General features: G+C 37.2%; 14 protein-coding genes. 8 read left to right on the top strand and 6 right to left on the bottom strand.

Going from position 1 to position 17,564, the window contains the following annotated elements; genetic code table 11:
- Positions 1 to 24: 24 nt before the first annotated feature.
- A complete protein-coding gene (locus BUC06_RS16510) occupies positions 25 to 489 on the bottom strand; it encodes a DUF1573 domain-containing protein (RefSeq protein WP_034729320.1) in 465 nt (154 codons plus the stop codon).
- A gap of 129 nt (positions 490 to 618) precedes the next feature.
- On the opposite strand from BUC06_RS16510, the gene BUC06_RS16505 reads away from it, so the two are divergent.
- From BUC06_RS16505 to BUC06_RS16475, 7 genes are all read left to right on the top strand, one after another.
- Positions 619 to 3,234 carry a valine--tRNA ligase gene (locus tag BUC06_RS16505; RefSeq protein ID WP_073335126.1) on the top strand — a complete coding sequence of 872 codons (2,616 nt, stop codon included), beginning with the start codon at positions 619 to 621 and terminating at the stop codon, positions 3,232 to 3,234.
- A 38-nt stretch (positions 3,235 to 3,272) separates the two neighbouring features.
- Complete coding sequence (locus BUC06_RS16500; RefSeq protein ID WP_073335125.1) at positions 3,273 to 3,662, top strand: GIY-YIG nuclease family protein; 390 nt, start codon at positions 3,273 to 3,275, stop codon at positions 3,660 to 3,662.
- Positions 3,663 to 3,668: 6 nt separating this feature from the next.
- The gene (locus BUC06_RS16495) at positions 3,669 to 4,304 is read left to right on the top strand and encodes a DUF4241 domain-containing protein (RefSeq protein ID WP_073335124.1); all 636 of its coding nucleotides are present in this window, start codon (positions 3,669 to 3,671) and stop codon (positions 4,302 to 4,304) included.
- Positions 4,305 to 4,370: 66 nt separating this feature from the next.
- Positions 4,371 to 5,261, top strand: coding sequence for a ribokinase (locus tag BUC06_RS16490; RefSeq protein WP_073335123.1), 891 nt, complete (start codon positions 4,371 to 4,373; stop codon positions 5,259 to 5,261).
- 89 nt (positions 5,262 to 5,350) lie between these two features.
- On the top strand, positions 5,351 to 6,196 hold the full coding sequence (locus BUC06_RS16485; protein WP_073335122.1) for an alpha/beta hydrolase family protein: 846 nt from the start codon (positions 5,351 to 5,353) through the stop codon (positions 6,194 to 6,196).
- Positions 6,193 to 6,837, top strand: a complete 645-nt coding sequence (locus BUC06_RS16480; RefSeq protein ID WP_073335121.1) for an HD domain-containing protein — start codon at positions 6,193 to 6,195, stop codon at positions 6,835 to 6,837. The genes BUC06_RS16485 and BUC06_RS16480 overlap by 4 nt, the downstream gene beginning before the upstream one ends.
- A 39-nt stretch (positions 6,838 to 6,876) precedes the next feature.
- Entirely contained in the window at positions 6,877 to 7,470 is a 594-nt protein-coding gene (locus tag BUC06_RS16475) for a hypothetical protein (protein WP_083564106.1), read from the top strand.
- 60 nt (positions 7,471 to 7,530) lie between these two features.
- On the opposite strand, the gene BUC06_RS16470 is transcribed toward BUC06_RS16475, so the two are convergent.
- The 3 genes from BUC06_RS16470 to BUC06_RS16460 form a co-directional block, all read right to left on the bottom strand.
- Positions 7,531 to 7,761: a hypothetical protein gene (locus BUC06_RS16470; RefSeq protein ID WP_073335120.1), complete on the bottom strand. Its 231-nt coding sequence runs from the start codon at positions 7,759 to 7,761 to the stop codon at positions 7,531 to 7,533.
- A gap of 138 nt (positions 7,762 to 7,899) precedes the next feature.
- Positions 7,900 to 8,790 (bottom strand): DUF72 domain-containing protein, encoded by an 891-nt coding sequence (locus BUC06_RS16465; protein ID WP_073335119.1) that lies wholly within the window; start codon positions 8,788 to 8,790, stop codon positions 7,900 to 7,902.
- A 96-nt stretch (positions 8,791 to 8,886) separates the two neighbouring features.
- Positions 8,887 to 10,980 (bottom strand): T9SS type A sorting domain-containing protein, encoded by a 2,094-nt coding sequence (locus BUC06_RS16460; protein ID WP_073335118.1) that lies wholly within the window; start codon positions 10,978 to 10,980, stop codon positions 8,887 to 8,889.
- Between the two features lie 475 nt (positions 10,981 to 11,455).
- Between BUC06_RS16460 and BUC06_RS16455 the strand changes: the two genes are divergently transcribed.
- A complete protein-coding gene (locus BUC06_RS16455) occupies positions 11,456 to 14,641 on the top strand; it encodes a TonB-dependent receptor (RefSeq protein ID WP_073335117.1) in 3,186 nt (1,061 codons plus the stop codon).
- Between the two features lie 183 nt (positions 14,642 to 14,824).
- On the opposite strand, the gene BUC06_RS16450 is transcribed toward BUC06_RS16455, so the two are convergent.
- Positions 14,825 to 16,393 carry a hypothetical protein gene (locus tag BUC06_RS16450; RefSeq protein WP_073335116.1) on the bottom strand — a complete coding sequence of 523 codons (1,569 nt, stop codon included), beginning with the start codon at positions 16,391 to 16,393 and terminating at the stop codon, positions 14,825 to 14,827.
- Positions 16,394 to 16,399: 6 nt separating this feature from the next.
- Positions 16,400 to 16,972, bottom strand: a complete 573-nt coding sequence (locus BUC06_RS16445; protein WP_073335115.1) for a hypothetical protein — start codon at positions 16,970 to 16,972, stop codon at positions 16,400 to 16,402.
- Between the last annotated feature and the right edge of the window lie 592 nt (positions 16,973 to 17,564).

Here is a 17,564-nt window from a genome sequence, read left to right as displayed (position 1 = left end):
TTCCTTTATTTTTTTGAGTAGAGATTACTTTGCGGCGGCTTTTTTTGCAAGTTTAGCTGCTTTTTTTTCAGCTTTAGCTGCTGCTTTCTGCTCTTCGGCTGTTAAGGGTTTGGGTTCAGGAGCGCTGGCGTCTACATTACCTTTGATGTAGATAACACTTCTGCTGTTAGCCGGGTCGTTAGAGAAAACTTCAATCATTTTATTGAAAGGTCCATTAAGAGTAGTATTGTATCCTACTTTTATTTTCGCAGACTTTCCTGGCATGATAGGGTCCTGGCTAAACTCAGGAGTCGTACATCCGCAAGAAGGCTTTACATTGGAAAGGATCAAAGGTTTGTCACCTGTATTGGTTACAGTGAAAAATCTTGTACCGTCTGCACTTGGCTTGATCGTACCATAGTCAAATGTAGTTTTATCAAATGTAATAGTCTGTGCAGATGCCAATGCAAATGTTCCAAATAATGCAATTCCTGCAATTAATTTTTTCATATTCTTGAATGTTAATATGTTTGTTAGATAAATTTTGAGAAACAAAGTTAAAAATTATTTTAATTCATACTTAAAATTTTTTTTCTTTAGACTATTTTTGCAAATTGTAAGCAAAAGAAATAGAATTTTATGCAGATTTCAGAAAAGTACAATCCACAGGAAACTGAACAGAAATGGTACAACTTCTGGATGGAAAACAAATATTTCCATTCCGAACCTAATGAGAAACCACCATATACTGTGGTAATTCCTCCGCCAAACGTAACGGGGATATTACACATGGGGCATATGCTGAACAATACCATTCAAGATGTTCTCGTCCGCCGTGCAAGAATGCAGGGCTTTAATGCCTGCTGGATTCCGGGCACAGATCACGCTTCAATCGCCACTGAAGCCAAAGTTGTTGCTAAACTGAAGTCAGAGGGAATCAGTAAATCTGATATTACCCGCGAGGAATTCTTAAAGCATGCCTGGGATTGGACCGATAAATACGGAGGAACCATCCTCGAGCAGTTAAAAAAGTTGGGTTGCTCTTGTGATTGGGACAGAACACGTTTCACTTTGGAAGACAAAATGTCTCAGCAGGTGATCAAAAGCTTTGTAGATCTATACAATAAAGGATTGATCTACAGAGGCTACAGAATGGTCAACTGGGATCCTGAAGCAAAAACCAATATCTCTGATGAAGAGGTAATATTTAAAGAGCAAAACGGAAAATTATATTTCCTGAAGTATAAAATAGAAGGAACAGAAGAGTTTTTATCTGTTGCGACTACACGTCCCGAGACTATTTTCGGAGATACTGCAGTATGTATCAATCCCAATGACGAAAGATATGCTCATCTGAAAGGGAAGAATGTAATCGTACCGATCGTTGGCAGAGTAATTCCTATCATCGAAGACGAATATGTAGATATTGAATTTGGAACCGGTGCTTTGAAAATCACACCCGCTCACGATGTCAATGACTACGAAATCGGGCAGAAACATCAGTTGAAAATGATTGATGCTTTGGATGACGATGGAAATCTTAACGAGCATGGTTTGCATTATGCAGGTAAGAATAGATTTGATGTAAGAAAGCAGATTGCAAAAGAATTAGAGGAAAATGATCTTTTGTTGAAAGCAGAAGACTATGTAAATAAAGTAGGAACATCAGAAAGAACAGGGGCTGTTATTGAGCCTAAAGTTTCAGTTCAGTGGTTCCTGAAAATGTCTGAAATTGCTAAGCCCGCTTTGGATGTAGTAATGGATGATGAGGTTAAATTTTATCCTGAAAAGTTTAAAAATACCTACAAACACTGGATGGAAAACATCCGTGACTGGAACATTTCCCGTCAGCTTTGGTGGGGACAGCAGATTCCTGCATTTTATTATGGAGACGGAGAAAATGATTTTGTAGTTGCAGAAAATGTAGAAGACGCTCTGGCTTTAGCCAAAGAAAAAACAGGAAACCCTGCCCTCGGAACATCAGATCTAAAACAAGACGAAGATGCTCTTGACACCTGGTTCTCATCTTGGTTGTGGCCAATGTCTGTTTTCGATGGATTACTTGATCCTGAAAATAAAGATATCAATTATTATTATCCGACATCAGATTTGGTAACAGGTCCGGATATTATTTTCTTCTGGGTAGCCAGAATGATCATGGCCGGATTGGAATACAGAAAAGAGGTTCCATTCAAAAATGTTTATTTTACAGGTATTGTAAGAGATAAGCAAAGAAGAAAAATGTCTAAGCAATTAGGCAACTCACCCGATCCTTTAGATCTGATTTCTAAATATGGGGCAGATGGCGTTCGTGTAGGAAGTCTTTTAAGTGCACCTGCAGGAAATGATTTATTATTTGATGAAGACCTGATGGTTCAGGGAAGAAATTTCATGACGAAAATCTGGAGTGCTTTCCGTTTGATCAACATGTGGAAACATGAAGACAAACCATTGAATGATGCAGATAAACAAGCCATTGAATGGTTTGAAAATAAATTAAATAAAACCATTGCAGAAATTGACCAGCAGTTTGAGAAATTCAGAATCTCTGATGCTCTTCATTTAATTTATAAATTGATTTGGGATGATTTTTGTGGTTGGTACCTTGAAGCCATCAAACCTAATTATGGAGAAGGAGTTTCCAAGGAAGTTTATGACAGAACCGTTATTTTCTTTGAAGATCTGATGAAACTTCTGCATCCGTTTATGCCTTTCCAATCCGAAGAAATCTGGCAGTTAATTTCTGAAAGAAATACCGATGAAGCTTTGGTTATTGCCCAGCAGAAAAAAGCTGAAGCATTTAACGAAGAGATGATCAAAAACTTTGAAACTGCTGAAGAGATTATTTCAGGAATAAGAAATTACCGTCAGACAAAAGGAATTTCTCCCAGAGAAGCGGTGGAGGTGTATACCGGTGCTTCAGGTTTTGAAAATGAAGCCGTGATCAGAAAATTAGCCAATGTTGCAGACATTCATTTTGGTGAAAAAACAGATAAGCCAAGCTTTACGTTTCTGGTAGGAGCGACTGAAGTTTCTATTCCGCTGAGTGAGAATTTAGATTTAGGAGAAGAAAAAAAGAAGACGGAAGAAGAATTAGCTTATTTAAAAGGATTCCTTATTTCTGTTGACAAGAAACTCTCCAATGAAAAATTTGTAGCCAATGCCAAACCTGAGATTGTAGAAGTTGAGCGACAGAAACAGAAAGATGCTCAGGATAAAATTGTTATCTTAGAAGAAAAGCTGAAGAGTTTGTAAATTTAAAAGATAGACAGTAAGTTTGTCGGAATGTCAGGCTGAGCGGAGTCGAAGCCTGTAATCTTGAAACAAAGCAATATTTTGTATATATTTTAAAATGTTTCGACAGCACTTATTATACAGGAGTTACCAACGATATTGAAACTCGATTGTCTCAATATCAGTCCGGAAAATTTCCTGAAAGCTATACCCACAAAAGAAGACCGGTTAAGCTAGTCTTCTTTTGTGGATTTAATGATATAACGCAGACTATTTTATTTGAAAAACAAGTAAAAGGCTGGAGTAGAAAGAAAAAAGAAGCAGTTATCCATGATAATTGGGAAAAGTTAAAAGAATTATCTGTTTGTCAAAATCAAAGTCATTCGGATAATTCTGAAGAAAAGAACGAAGGTTTCGACTCCGTTCAGCCTGACAGTTTAAATAATTAAGAATAAATGACACACCTAGAAAACATAAAAAAGCTATTCTCAAAGAACTTCGTAGAAAGCCCTTTATTGGAAAGCTTTGAAGTTGGGAAAATCTACCTTTCAAGCGGAAAGCTGGTCGCCTGTGATCCGGTGATCACCAACGATATGAAGCCTTTCACTACAGAATTTCCGAAAGGGGATTTTTCTGTTTTGCTGCATAAAGAAAGAGAAAGCAACTGTGTAGCCTATGCAGAAATTATTTTCAGCAATGCCGCGATCTCGGAATGGGAAATGGCAGTTACTGAAGGGCAAAATGTAAAAGATCTTGCTGATGAGGAAATTTTCGGATATCCTGTAGAAAGTGGAATGGGATGTCTTATGGATGCAGATACCCAAAATAGTCTTAACGAACTTGAGAATAGACTGTACCACAGTAAAGGGGCAGATTTCATGGGAATCTATGAAGAGTTTTTCCATGAGTACTTCTTTGACGAAAAAGGAGCTATCGATCAGTACGCATTCCTGAAGCCTGCGGATGAGCATCCGGGAACTATTTTCGCGTTTGAAACAGGATATGGTGAAGGTTTTTATGCCAGCTATATAGCCTATGATAAAGATCACAAGCCTGTGAAGATAATTACTGAATTTATTGAGATAAGTTAATTAATTTAGTTATTTTTGAAACTTAGTTTTCTGAATAGATTATATTAAACTAACATAAAAACACCAATGAACTTCTCATCAGAACAACCCAAAATTATTGTTGTAGGCAGCTCTTCTATAGATCTGGTTTTAGAAACAGAAAAAATTCCTCAGCAGAACGAAACTGTTTTAGCTGTTCATTCAGACAGTTACTTTGGCGGTAAAGGGGCCAATCAGGCGGTAGGAACGGCAAGGCTAGGAGCCAGTGTCTATTTTATCGGATGTGTAGGAATGGACCCTCTTGGACAACAGATCATGCGTAATCTCGTAGGTGAAAACGTAAATGTAGGCTTTGTTCATGAGACGGATATGGAATCCACGGGGACAGCCTATGTGACCACCAGCCATGGCAGTGCAGCTATTGTAGTGGTACCTGCAGCGAATAAATGTTTGAGTATCCAGCATATAGAAGAAGCAGATCGGTATTTCCAAACGGTAGACCTTATTTTGGTACAGCTTGAAGTGGCAATGGAAGTGGTAGAATATACCATTAGAAAAGCCAAGAAATACGGTAAAAAAGTAGGACTCTACGCTTCACCTGCCATGAAGATCAGTGAAGGAATTATCGAAAATGTCGATTTTATTGTTGCTAAAAGCAGTGAACTTCATACTGTTTTCGGAGAAGAGCAGAGAGAGGAAATTCTTAAAAAATATTTCAATAAAGTTTTTGTCAGAGATGATACTAATTCAACGATATATTTTGACGGAACCGAAATGAAATACTTCAGAAACGACAAAGATGAAACCGTTTATAAAATGGGAATGGGCGATGCATTTATTTCAGGATTTGCTGTTGCACTCTGTCATGGAAATACCATCGAGGATTGTGTGAAATTCGGGAATGAGGTTTCTTCAAGGGTTTCAGGCGGGAAAGGTTCACAGACCGGACTTCCAAGAATGTCGGATTTCTTTTCCTAAAACTATTTATCACATATCGAAAGTTAGAAACTTAACATAAAAATATAAGTAAAATCTCCACTTTTATAGTGGATTTTTTCTTTTTATCTATGGAAAAACTGGAACTTATTACAAAAGATCAGATGTCACTGGCAGTTCATCTTTTCAGACCTGAAAAAAGCAATGGGAAACTTCTCCTGATCAATTCCGCAACGGGAGTGAAACAGCAGGTGTATTTCTCATTTGCCCATTTCTTTTCGGAACATGGATTTACGGTGATTGCTTATGATTACAGAGGAATCGGGCTGTCAAAACCGGATAATATGAAAGGCTTTAGAGCTTCAATGCGGATTTGGGGTTCTGAAGACTACAAAACCATAACCCAATATATTAAAGCAGAGTTTTCAGGATATAAAAAATATTGTCTTGGACATTCTGTAGGAGCATTGATCCTTGGAATGAATGAAGATTCCGAAATGTTTGACGAATTTATTTTTGTGGGAACTCAAAATGCGTTCGTGGGAAACCTTAAATTCAGCACGAGAATTGAAGCTTATCTCGGATTTGGAATTGTTCAGCCTTTAACTACCGGATTATTAGGGTATTTTCCAGCCAATTGGTTTGGGCTTGGAGAAAGTCTTCCAAAAAATTGCGCATATGACTGGAGAACCTTAATTTTAAACAGGAAATCTACCAACAGATTGTTGGAGAAAATGGAGGACTATTCTAAAAATTTGACCCAGAAAGTCTTTGTGATCCGGGCGGAAGATGATGCATGGCTTACTGAAAAAGGGGTACTAAGCCTTTTGAACAATACCTATCCAAATCTAAGACCTTCCTACAGACTGGTGAAAACCACTGAATCTGATAAAAAAGAAATCGGACACATCAATTTTTTTAGAAGTTATAATAAAAAACTCTGGAATATTATTTTAAACGAATTGACAACTCAATGAAAAGTACGATCGAAAACACCGTAGAATTTGTAAAAGAAAAACTGGAAGGCGCTGAAGCAGGACATGACTGGTACCATATTGAAAGAGTATGGAAGCTTTCAAAAAAAATTGCCGTAACTGAAGATTGTAACCTGGAGGTTGTAGAACTATCTGCACTGTTGCATGATATTGCAGACCCCAAGTTTCATAATGGTGACGAAACAATAGCTCCCAAAATAGCACGAGAATTTCTCGAGGCACAGCACGTTCATGAAGACGTTATAGAAAAGGTTTTATTTATTATTAAAAATATTTCATTTAAGAATAGAGGAGAGGTTTCCGCTGAACTTCCTGTTGAGCTTAAAATCGTGCAGGATGCTGACCGTATCGATGCTATCGGTGCCATTGGAATAGGAAGAACATTCAATTTCGGAGGTTTTAAAAATAATCCGATGTATGATCCTGAAATCCAGCCAAGTCTGAATATGACGAAAGATCAGTATAAAAAATCTAATGGAACCACCATTAATCATTTCTACGAAAAACTTCTTCTTTTGAAGGATCTTATGAATACCACAAAAGGAAAGGAGCTGGCTCAGGAAAGACATGATTATATGCTGGGATTCCTGGATCAGTTTTTCAAAGAATGGAATGTTGATTAACACACTTCCCGAAAAATCTTAAATCAGTATCTTTGCAGTATGGTATTTATCATTTTTCTTATCTTCTGGGCTTGTGTGCTTTCTCTGGTTTTGTCTAAAGTAAAATCAGCAAGATTGGCAAAATGGGCAAAACTGTTCCGTATACTTACGGTAGTTTTTTCTATATCTACATTTACATACTGGTTTATCAAAAAAAGCTCGGTAGGTTTTGTGGATAATTCAGTTGGTCTTCAGGTTGTCAATAAACTTCCTCAAACGCTGGATTTTTACCTTATTAAAGTGGATAGTGCCAAAAACGGAAATCTTGAGCCCAAGCATATGGGAAAAATACGTCCGGAATATTACAGGATAGAATATCTTAAAATGGATAAGTCCGATGAATACTGGATTATAGGATATCTGGGTAAAAAAAATATGGTTTATTTCTCCCAGCATGCAGTCCCTAATAAGAATATTGACCAGATTGTAGAAGTACAGAACTATATCAATCAGAGTGTAAAACTTTCCGACGCTGCTAAAAAAGAGGTAGATGCCTATAATTACGAAAATACAAAGCTCGGAATTTGGGTATCCTTGGATTTTTTACTTCTTTTCCTGAACCTTGTGCTTCTTTTGAGAAAAAATAAACAATAAGTAGTGAGCAATAAGTAGCAATTCTTTAGGTCGTACTACTTATCGCTCATTACCTATTTATTATGGATAATCCAGAATCTGCATGATCTGCTCCTTAAATTCTTCAGGACAGCTTTTGATCAATTTATCTTTATTCTGTTTACTGATCTGGTGAGGTTCCAGCCATTCCGTACGGTTGGCACTAAGGCTGTGGTTATCGTAGACCCTTTTGATGGTATGATCTTCGTAAAATGTATATTCGTCGCCGAGCCAGTTGCTCGCAATGCTGATCGTGCAAATTTCTTTTTCCATGACATTTTGTATTTTAGAAAGTAGACCTCCATTATATCAATGGCGGTACATTCTAAGTTACTACAATTTTTCCATTAAAACAGCTTTTGACGCAGCTTTTTGAAAATCAGGCTGAAAGATGCACTTTTTGTACATCAATTAGAATAAAGTTCCATTGTTGTCAGAAGCCATTTGCGGAATATGAATATCCGTTTTCCACGCCTCATTCATTTTTTTTATGAAATAAGCAGATAATAATGGAGATGCTTTTTCAAGGTTCTGATGTACAAAGAAATAGATGTTCTGAACCCCTTCTTTTTTCCATTGGGTCAGATGTTTCAACCAGTCGTCCAGTCTTTCATAGTCACTTTCGGCATTGGCACCTACATACCGGATAAAAGCATTGGGAGTCGTAAGACGCATATGAAGCATATCTCTCCTGCCCGCAGTATCCACAATGATGTTGGTGATGTCATGAGCTTCAAAAAGGTCGCAGGTGGTATTGAAAATTTCTTCATCAGTAAACCATTCCGTGTTTCGGAGTTCTATGGCCAGAGGAACTTCTTTGGGCCAGTCTTTCACAAATTTCTCCAGTCTGTCATAATCTTTAGGTTTAAAATTATCATGGAGCTGCAGAAAAGCCATACCCAGTTTTTCATCAAAATTCATAATGGCTGATGCAAATTGGGTCACCGGTTCGGTAACGTCAATCAGTCTTCTGAAGTGAGAAACTGTATTGGTTATTTTAGGGAAAAATTTAAAATTTTCCGGGGTTTTATCTTTCCAGACTGCTACCTGTTCAGGAGTAGGCATCCCATAGAAAGTGGCGTTTAGTTCAATAGAATTAAACTGGGTACCATAATAGGTCAGTTCGTCTTTAGTTCCTTTGGGATAAAATCCTTTGAGATCGGTTTTATTCCATTTAGCACATCCTATGGAAATATTTTCCAGTCCTTTTTTATTTTGATTTAAAATTTCCTTGGTTCTGGGATGATCTTTAGGAAGTGTAAAATCTATTTTTGAAGGGTCTTCTACTTGTCCGAATTTCATATCTGATATTTTTAGGATTAAACTAGGGTAACAAATATAAAACAAAAACCATAGAATCATCTATGGTTTTCATTCAAACTGGTGCGGAAAAACAGACTATTCTTTGATTATTTTCTTAGAAATTTCTGTCGTATCGGTTTTAATTTTTACGGTGTAAGTTCCGGTAGGTTGTGCCGAAAGATTGATTTTGGTCACTTCATTATTCAAATGCTGATTGAAAATGATTCTTCCCTGGGCATCAAAAATAGTTACATTTTTAATACTTTCTTCCGAGTTTATCGTAACAAAATCTTTTACAGGATTCGGTGCTATTTTAATTGCATTCTTTCTGATTTTTGAACTGGCAGTGGTTAAAAAACTTCCGCAACTGGTCGTAAAAGTGATATCCGGATATAGATTTTGAAGATCATTAAGTTGAGCATCATCTACACACATCGACAGGTTATTGTTATAATTCATAAAATCAATCCCTTCTTCAATAGAGCCGTTTCTTATATTAGCAAAAGTAAGATTAGGCATATTCCACAGCGCTATGAATTGAAGAGTAGGAGAATTTGAAAAATTCAGTTCGGTAATTTGTGGGCAGTTATTAAAATTAGCATTGACTAAATTGATATTGGCTGAAGTGTTTAAGCTTGATAATAAAGGTAAATTGATTACCGACAAATCTTCCAGATTGATGTTATGGGAAACATTTACAGCGGGAAGTAAATCATTTTGATTCAGTTCCAGTGACTTTAAAGCAATACAATCTGTAATATTTAAAGCATTTATTTGGGTATTGTTTACCACCAGTTCTTTAAGCCCCGTGCATTGATTCAAATTCATGGTGTGCAGTTCAGTGAATATTCCATTGCTGTTAGCTACATAAAACCCCATTGCTAATCTTTCGAGACTTACGCAGTTTTGGAGATCCAATTCTTGTAGATGATGATTATTTTTAAAAATCAAATTGGTTAAAGCCGTACAGTTTTTAGCCGTAATTTTTTGAAGGTCATCATTGCCCTGAGTATTCAAAGTTTCAGATCGATCCGTTTTCAAAGTATGTAAATGGGAAAGATTATTTACATTGAACCAATTCATGTAACCTGCAGAATTTGTAAAGTCAATACTTTCCAGATAAGATGCTGCACTAAAATTGACATTATTCGTGATTTTCTGATTAAAGGCTTTTAATATTTTAAGCTTTGGCAAGCCGGCCAGATTCAGAGAAGATACATTTCCAAAGTAAATTCCTGAGGTTGTATGATATCCATCCCTATTATAATAAGCACAGTCGAGTTCCTCAAGATTTACCAATCCTGTTGTTGAGAAATCAATGGTTGGTGTATTGAGCCCTTTGATTTTTTTGAGATTGATTGATCCATTAAGATTAACAGATGAAAAATAAGCACCATTGGTATCATAATGATCTGTATCAGCAATAATCTCCTGTAAATTAGTACAATGATCAGCAATCAGTTCAATATTTTGGTTAATAGTGGTTCCTACAGAGTGTGGCAATCCTGTAACAGAAATTTTGGTTAAAGTATTTGAGTTTGGAACCGAAATTTTGTCTAAAAATTGACAGGAATTGAACGTCAGGGTGGTGATATTCGAATTCTCAAGATACAGTTCTTTAATGTTTTTAGAGTTGATGATTGTATTTCCGGTAAGTTGCTGACAATTTTTGAATCTTAGGATGGTACTAAGAGGGGTATTCAGATTAATATCACTGGCAAACTGATTGATATCCTGCACCGCTGAACAACTATCAAAGGAAAAGTCGATGGGAACTGTATGGGAGATTCCGGAAGCGTCTGTAAAACCACCTGTTCCGGTATACAGTACTTTTTTGATTGTATTATGACCCGTAAAACTAATGACTGCAGACCGGGTATGGTAAATATACAATTCTTCCATATCGGAGAAAAGTTGTACATCTTCAATGGAGTTGGGGAGATCGCTGTAAGTAACGGTTCCACTTTTTTGAAGATTTAGAATTTTCACCTGTTGAGCTTCCGAAGCCTGGATTTCTCCGTCACCATTGGTATCTACAGCAATAGAGTTTCCGCTGCTGTTTTTAGCAATGTTGTTGGCAGTACTGGAGCTTAGAATTAAAGCTTTAAACTGTGCGTCTGCAAAATTTAAATTTTGAGCGTAAGCCATAGAGAAACAGCCTACAGAGAGGATGAGAATAAATTTTTTCATTTTTTTGTGTGTATTATGTTTTATAATTCTAATCAGGGGGAATTAAAATCAATCGTACAAAAATAATCTTTTTTTTGAATTTCATTCTAAATTTTTTGTATCGTTTATGTTTTAAATTCAATCAGCATGATAAAGAGATACATTGAAAGATCATCTGTCTTGCTTTATCATTATACTTTCTTGCTAATTGCTGATTTCAAAATAAAAAAAAGCTCTTCTCAAAAATATTGATCCCCGGAAATTGATTGCTTTTTATCCTTGTTCATGTTTCGTTCATACAAGCCTAAAATGTCAGATATCAATACTATCCTTGTTTTCATTTACTTAATAGGCTTTGAAATCAGATCATATTGTGAGGCTATTAATTTTTTTTTAAGGAAATCGTAAACTTTGTGTTACATAATGTTAATTGTATGTTACCATCCTTCATGTTCAGGGAATCTAATTTTGCCCTGTCAACTAAGAAGAAAAAAATATGAAAAAAAAACTGATCTGTGCTTTTGCTTTACTATCCTTTGGATTTGCATTCTCACAGGAAACGACCTCTAAAATTTTTGGAAGGCTAAAAGGAGTCAATTCTGAACTGACGGTAAAAGTGGTTCATGTTCCCACCAATACTGCATTTGAGACCAAAAGTAATGCGAAGGGGCAGTTTAGTTTAGATAATCTTCAGCCGGGTGGTCCTTACCGCATTGAGATTTCCGATGGATCGCAAATCGTCTACACGAATACCAACCTGCAGCTGTCTCTTGGAAATAATGACCTTCCCATTGTGGAGATTGGGGCTGGTGAAAAGACCATTGATGAAGTCAGGATCACCTCTAAGAGAACCACTGTTGAAAATGGTGTAGGAATCAGCCAGGCTCAGATTTCAGGTCTCCCCAATATCAACAGAGGCATTCAGGATGTAACGAAATTGGTGCCGCAAAGTGCCAATAACTCTTTTAACGGAACAAACTTCAGATATAATAACGTTACAATAGACGGATCTGTTAATAATGATGCAATCGGCTTCAGTCCCTCTTTGGGTGGGCAGACCGGTACTTCAGGAATGCCGGGAAGCAGTACACGCTCCAATTCTATAAGTCTGGATGCTATTCAGGATGTTCAGGTCTATATCGCTCCGTATGATGTGAAGCTTGGAAACTTTCTGGGAGGAAGTATTAATGCGGTGACCAGAAGCGGAAGTAATGATGTAACAGGGTCCATCTACGCGTACGGAAGAAATGCCGCTATTACCGGAAACAACAGGATCGGAGATCATTCAAAAATGCCGAAAGCTTTTGAAGACGTTATCTATGGCGGAAGGATAGGATTGCCTGTCGTAAAAGACAAAGTATTTTTATTCTCAAATCTTGAATACACGAAAAGAAGAGATCCGGTATTCTATAATGCGAATGATCCCAACGCATTGGTGAATGATGCCGTAGCTCAGCAGATTTCAGATTTTGTACGGAATAAATATGGCTTTAATGCAGGAAGCTTCGACGGATACAATAATTTTTCAGAAAGTGCCAAGCTTTTTAATAAACTGGACTGGAAAATCAATGATCAACACACATTATCCATTAAAAATAATACCGTATTCTCACAGGCATCGAATCTTGAAAGAGATGGAGCGAATTTCAGGTTTGCCAGTATGGATTTTATCCAGAAAAATACGTCTTCCTCAACTACATTGGAATTGAAGAGCCGTTTTAATGATCAATGGAATAATAATTTAGTATTGGGCTATTCTTCTATTCATGATTACAGAGATCCTACTTCCAGCAATGCCATGTTTCCACAAGTGGAAATAGCTTATAACGGAGGAACTATTTTATTGGGAAATGACAGGGAAGCTACCGTTTTTAATATGAAACAGAAAACTTTTGAGATCACGGATAACCTGACCTATAAAACAGGAAATCACACATTCTTGTTAGGAACACACAATGAATTGTATAATATTGACTATGGTTTTGTCAATGCTCTTAATGGGAGGATTTCGTATAAAAGCTTAGCCGATTTTTATAATTCTAATCCGTCGAGGATAAGAGGAACCTATCCGTTTAATGGTGAAAACAGACAGACGATTTTCAATAATCCCTATGCTCAGTATAAGGTGAATCTTCTCTCACTGTATTTTCAGGATGAGATCAATTTAGGAAGGTTAAGACTATCTCCGGGCGTAAGAGTAGATTATACGGATCTTCCCAATAAACCTGTTTTAAGTCCGCAGGTACAAAGTTCTCCTATGGATCCTAATTATGGAAACACCTATACTTATACGCCACTTAGCCAATTAAACAACGACTATCTTACCAAGCCGACCATTTCTCCAAGATTAGGATTTACCTGGGATGTCACAGAAGACAGATCTGTAGTCGTAAGAGGAGGTTCGGGAATATTTGTCGGCAGAATTCCTTTTGCGTGGCTGGGGTATGCTTATTACAATGACGGAGTAGGTTTCGGAAGTTATGATTACAATGCGCCTACCGCTGCACAGCTTGCGGCCAATGGAGATCCTTTGGTAAGTGGTAATTTTCCGAAATGGCAGAACTCTTCCAAAGTACAGGTAGATCTTATCGATAACAATTTTAAAATGCCTAGAGTATGGAGAAGTTCTTTAGCCTTCGATTATACATTCGCCGGATATAAACTTACCCTGGAAGGAATCTATACGAAAGTACTTTATGATCTGAAATTCCAGCAGGTGAACAAAACAGATAATGTAATGTATTACAGCTATGATACAAATCATGAAATGCCTGTTTATACGACCAATATCAACAGTAACTTTTCCAATGCCTACCTTTTATCCAATACCAGGGAAGGTTACCGATATAACCTGACGGCACAGATTTCCAAATCCTATAATTTCGGGTTCAATTTCTTCGTTGCTTATACTTATGGTGATGCAAAAGATATTACCAACGGAATCCGAAACTCAATGGAAAGTAACTGGCAGATGAACCAGTCTCTGACGCCGAATGATCCTAAGCTTACCACCTCCAATTTTGCAATTAAAAACAGAGTGGTGGCCAATCTGGGATATGGCTTCGATATTTCCAAATCGAACAGATTATCGGCTAATGTGTATTTTAATGCTCAGTCTGGAAATCCTTTCTCATGGGGATTTGTCAACAGTACGATTGCCAATACAGGACAGGCTGCAGGACTTTCCTATATCTTTAAAGATGCAGCAGAAGCCGCAAAATATATTGTTCCGATAAAAGATGCTTCCGGAAATGTGCTGGTAACTGCCCAACAGCAGATTGCAGATTATGAAAGTTTTGTCAGTGGTAATAAATATTTAAATACCAGAAGAGGCAAGTTTACGGAAAGAAACGGAGATTTTACACCGTGGAATATTCAGGCTGATTTCAAAATTATGGATGAGATCAGGTTGAGTGAAAAGTCTAAGAATAATATCCAGATCTCATTAAGTATCATCAACCTTACCAATATGCTGAATAAAAACTGGGGTAAAGTTTATTTTGTCCCCAATACTTTTAATTCTACTGCAAGCGTTGGGTTTACAAAGGTAGGAAACGTAGCTGCTGGTCAGCCATCTGCCGGAGATCCTACCTATAACTTTAAAACCCCGGGACTGCCTTATACGGTTGATCAGTTTGCCTCCAGATTCCAGGCGCAGCTCGGAGTGCGGTATAACTTTTAATAACTAGTCTTTCATTTTTTACTTATAATTTTTTCAGCAGCCCGGATTTTTTTGTCCGGGCTGTTTTTGTGATGGATTTGATTTAAAATAAACAGACAATCGGACTTATTTTTTCTTTTACAGGACACAACAAAAACCATAGAAAGCTCTATGGTTTTTTATTATTCAATTTGTTTTGCTGTTTTATTTTACGTCCTGCGTTACCATTATGTTGGAAATCACTGAATAGATACAGCCTGACGTTTTTAAATTTACGGTGATCGTTGCCGGAACAGACCGGTAAGCGGTGTCACCATACGGTTCAATGATCTTTCCGTTGGAATCCTTTACCGTTCTTCCCTTTACCGTATACGTCATAGTGGCCGTTCCTGTAAATCCACTTGAAGGATTGAATGTTACAATGCCAGTTGATTTATTGTAAGACCATGTTCCTTGTGGAGTCACTTTTTTACGATAAAGTGTAAGATCTGTGTCACTGGTTTTTGTAAAACTGAACGTAGAGTAGTCGATATTCGCATTACTTGCAGTTGGAGGAGTAGCAATGCTAATCGCCCCTTTATAGGCTATATCATTATTAAAAACAGGAATAGTGACCGGCTGAAATTTACAGGTAGAAGTCACATCGTCATTAGTTACTGCCGCATAGGGAAGGGTTAGTTTCACATTTCTGATGATATGTTGTTGAAATGCAGCTCCTGTAGCCGCTGCAAAACCCAGTTTTAAAACAGCCGGCACCGTGGCATTCAGAGTTTGGGAAGTTGCAGCTCCTTCAACATCTGAGGTGTCAAAGTCGGTTGTCTGTGGGTTGGCATTTTCAGTATAAGGCACTGAGGTTTTATAATGATAATAATTGATGACATTAACCGGTGTTCCGCCCTGTGTCGTCTGGATATCCACCTTGATATCAAATCCGTCAGTGACCGTAGGACTTGTAAAATGCGGAATCAGGTCAAGATATACCTTTCTGAATTCTCCTGCATTATTCCGAAGATCAAATACTGAAGAAAGGGTGTTGGTCGTTGCCTGATAACTTCTGTCACTCTGTAGAATCCTGCCTACTGTTCCTGAATTGCTCAGGGTAGAGCGGGTTACCAGAACAGGATATCCTGTAAATCCTGCTCCTAATCCTGTTGTATTGATAGCGGCTCCTCTTGCTCCTCTTAAAGAAATATGACTTGAAGCCTGGCTCCAGGTTACTCCTGTAATACCATTCATTCTGGATTCACCCTGAAAACGTTTAGACTTGAAATTTCCGAATTCATCCAGAGCAATCCCTAAGTAGGCCCCTGATAAACCAGCTTTTCTTTGGCTGGCGTAGGTGTCCTTTGTTCTGTTGTAAGAATATCCGATGCCGGCACCAGGTGCTCCTATGGTAGGGTTTGTTACCGCTCCGTCATAAAGAAAGAAAGATAAACCATCTCCGTATACTCCGGTTAAAGGAGTTCCGTTTTTCATATCATATTCAAATTCAACATGAAGTCCGTTGACAGATGTGAAAGTTCTTCCGTTGATAAACAATCCTCCAAACTGCCCTGAACTTGCGGGAGTAAGCTGTACCCCGGTAGCAGTGTGTGATGCATTTCCCTGTATGGTAAGTTCTGGTGCTGAAGACGCATTCATCAGCGAACTTGAGTAGGCATAAAATCCGTAAATACTTGCCACTTCGGTACTGTCTGCCTGTGCATACAGTAAATTAGTAAGCAGTGCGAAAACCAGGCTCATCAAAGACAGCCCTTTATAATTCTTTTTCATGGCTGTTTATTTTACGACAAATACGATGTTGATGAAAGACGCTGAAGTAGCATTCGATAAAACATCGTAGTTTAATACTCCTGTGTTACTGATGCTGTTTATTTTAAAAACTGAAGCATCGTAACCGGTTACGTAATAATGTAGATCTGTTGCATTGGGGAAAAAGGGGATCGAGGCGGGTGCGGATGCACTTCTTGCGTTCGCAGGGACATTCGAAAACTGATTTTTATACAATGTATACAGGTCTTTTGTCTGTCCTGTTGCTGTCGTTGTCGTGTCAAACACTACACTTGGCATGTAGAAAAATTTTGCGACATAGGGAGAAAGGCATACCCAGTCCGGTGTAGCCGGAGTTCCAACGTTTTGGCTGATACATTTCTTATTGGTATGAAAAATAATGAGTCCTGTTGCAGGATTGGTAACCGATGAAAGATTGCTGATTCTGGGAAGTAAAACTCCTTTACTAGTGCTTGTAACATCTAATGCAGAGCTCTGATCAGGTGAAGAGGTGTTGATGCCCACCTGCGCAGTAATGGTGCAAAAAGCCATTACCAAAATTAAAGTAATAATCTTGTTCATTTCGAAATAATTTTTTGTGTGTTTTTTTTCTATTAATAAATTTCTTGTCAATAGAGAATTAAATTTTCAATCGGAGTGTTTTGTGTATTTTGTGTTTTAAACGGGATTTGTTTAGGGTTAATTTTTATATTCATCACTCATCATTATGGTGTTGTTTATTATGCTTTTTTGTGTTTTTGTTTTATTTTTTGTTTTCTGTAATTTGTAGTATGTGTTTTTTAAGATTATTTAATTTTTCATTCAATTTAAAAATCGATCAATTTTAAAATGTATTCATTACTTAAAAGATATTTAAATTACTGATACTTAATTTCCATTTCTTGTTGGCTTAATATCAATAATGCTTCTATTGTTAATTGATATTTTCACTAAAAAGACATTTTGATTAGTAAATTTTAAACAAATGTATATAAAATTGCTTCATATTAATAACCTAAATATCGTGATACAGGCACTTGATTCACTGCTTAGGGAGTGAATAGCGGATATTTTCAGTGTTGATGAATGATTAACGGAAAATAAATTTTCCACTGCCAAATGTTAAATTTTTGTTAAATTTTTAAAACAACAAAAAAGCACGCTGAAAAGCGTG

Origin of the sequence: Chryseobacterium carnipullorum, assembly GCF_900142785.1 — a bacterium.
GTDB lineage: Bacteria > Bacteroidota > Bacteroidia > Flavobacteriales > Weeksellaceae > Chryseobacterium > Chryseobacterium carnipullorum.
The sequence above is the reverse complement of the archived record's forward strand: the minus strand, read 5'-3'. Positions and strand labels throughout refer to the sequence as shown.

Coding starts and splice junctions, on each gene's coding strand:
- BUC06_RS16455 (WP_073335117.1), top strand. CDS start 11,456: ATGAAAAAAAAACTGATCTGTGCTTTTGCTTTACTATCCTTTGGATTT.
- BUC06_RS16480 (WP_073335121.1), top strand. CDS start 6,193: ATGAAAAGTACGATCGAAAACACCGTAGAATTTGTAAAAGAAAAACTG.
- BUC06_RS16495 (WP_073335124.1), top strand. CDS start 3,669: ATGACACACCTAGAAAACATAAAAAAGCTATTCTCAAAGAACTTCGTA.
- BUC06_RS16445 (WP_073335115.1), bottom strand. CDS start 16,972: ATGAACAAGATTATTACTTTAATTTTGGTAATGGCTTTTTGCACCATT.
- BUC06_RS16465 (WP_073335119.1), bottom strand. CDS start 8,790: ATGAAATTCGGACAAGTAGAAGACCCTTCAAAAATAGATTTTACACTT.
- BUC06_RS16470 (WP_073335120.1), bottom strand. CDS start 7,761: ATGGAAAAAGAAATTTGCACGATCAGCATTGCGAGCAACTGGCTCGGC.
- BUC06_RS16490 (WP_073335123.1), top strand. CDS start 4,371: ATGAACTTCTCATCAGAACAACCCAAAATTATTGTTGTAGGCAGCTCT.
- BUC06_RS16510 (WP_034729320.1), bottom strand. CDS start 489: ATGAAAAAATTAATTGCAGGAATTGCATTATTTGGAACATTTGCATTG.
- BUC06_RS16485 (WP_073335122.1), top strand. CDS start 5,351: ATGGAAAAACTGGAACTTATTACAAAAGATCAGATGTCACTGGCAGTT.
- BUC06_RS16505 (WP_073335126.1), top strand. CDS start 619: ATGCAGATTTCAGAAAAGTACAATCCACAGGAAACTGAACAGAAATGG.
- BUC06_RS16460 (WP_073335118.1), bottom strand. CDS start 10,980: ATGAAAAAATTTATTCTCATCCTCTCTGTAGGCTGTTTCTCTATGGCT.
- BUC06_RS16475 (WP_083564106.1), top strand. CDS start 6,877: ATGGTATTTATCATTTTTCTTATCTTCTGGGCTTGTGTGCTTTCTCTG.
- BUC06_RS16450 (WP_073335116.1), bottom strand. CDS start 16,393: ATGAAAAAGAATTATAAAGGGCTGTCTTTGATGAGCCTGGTTTTCGCA.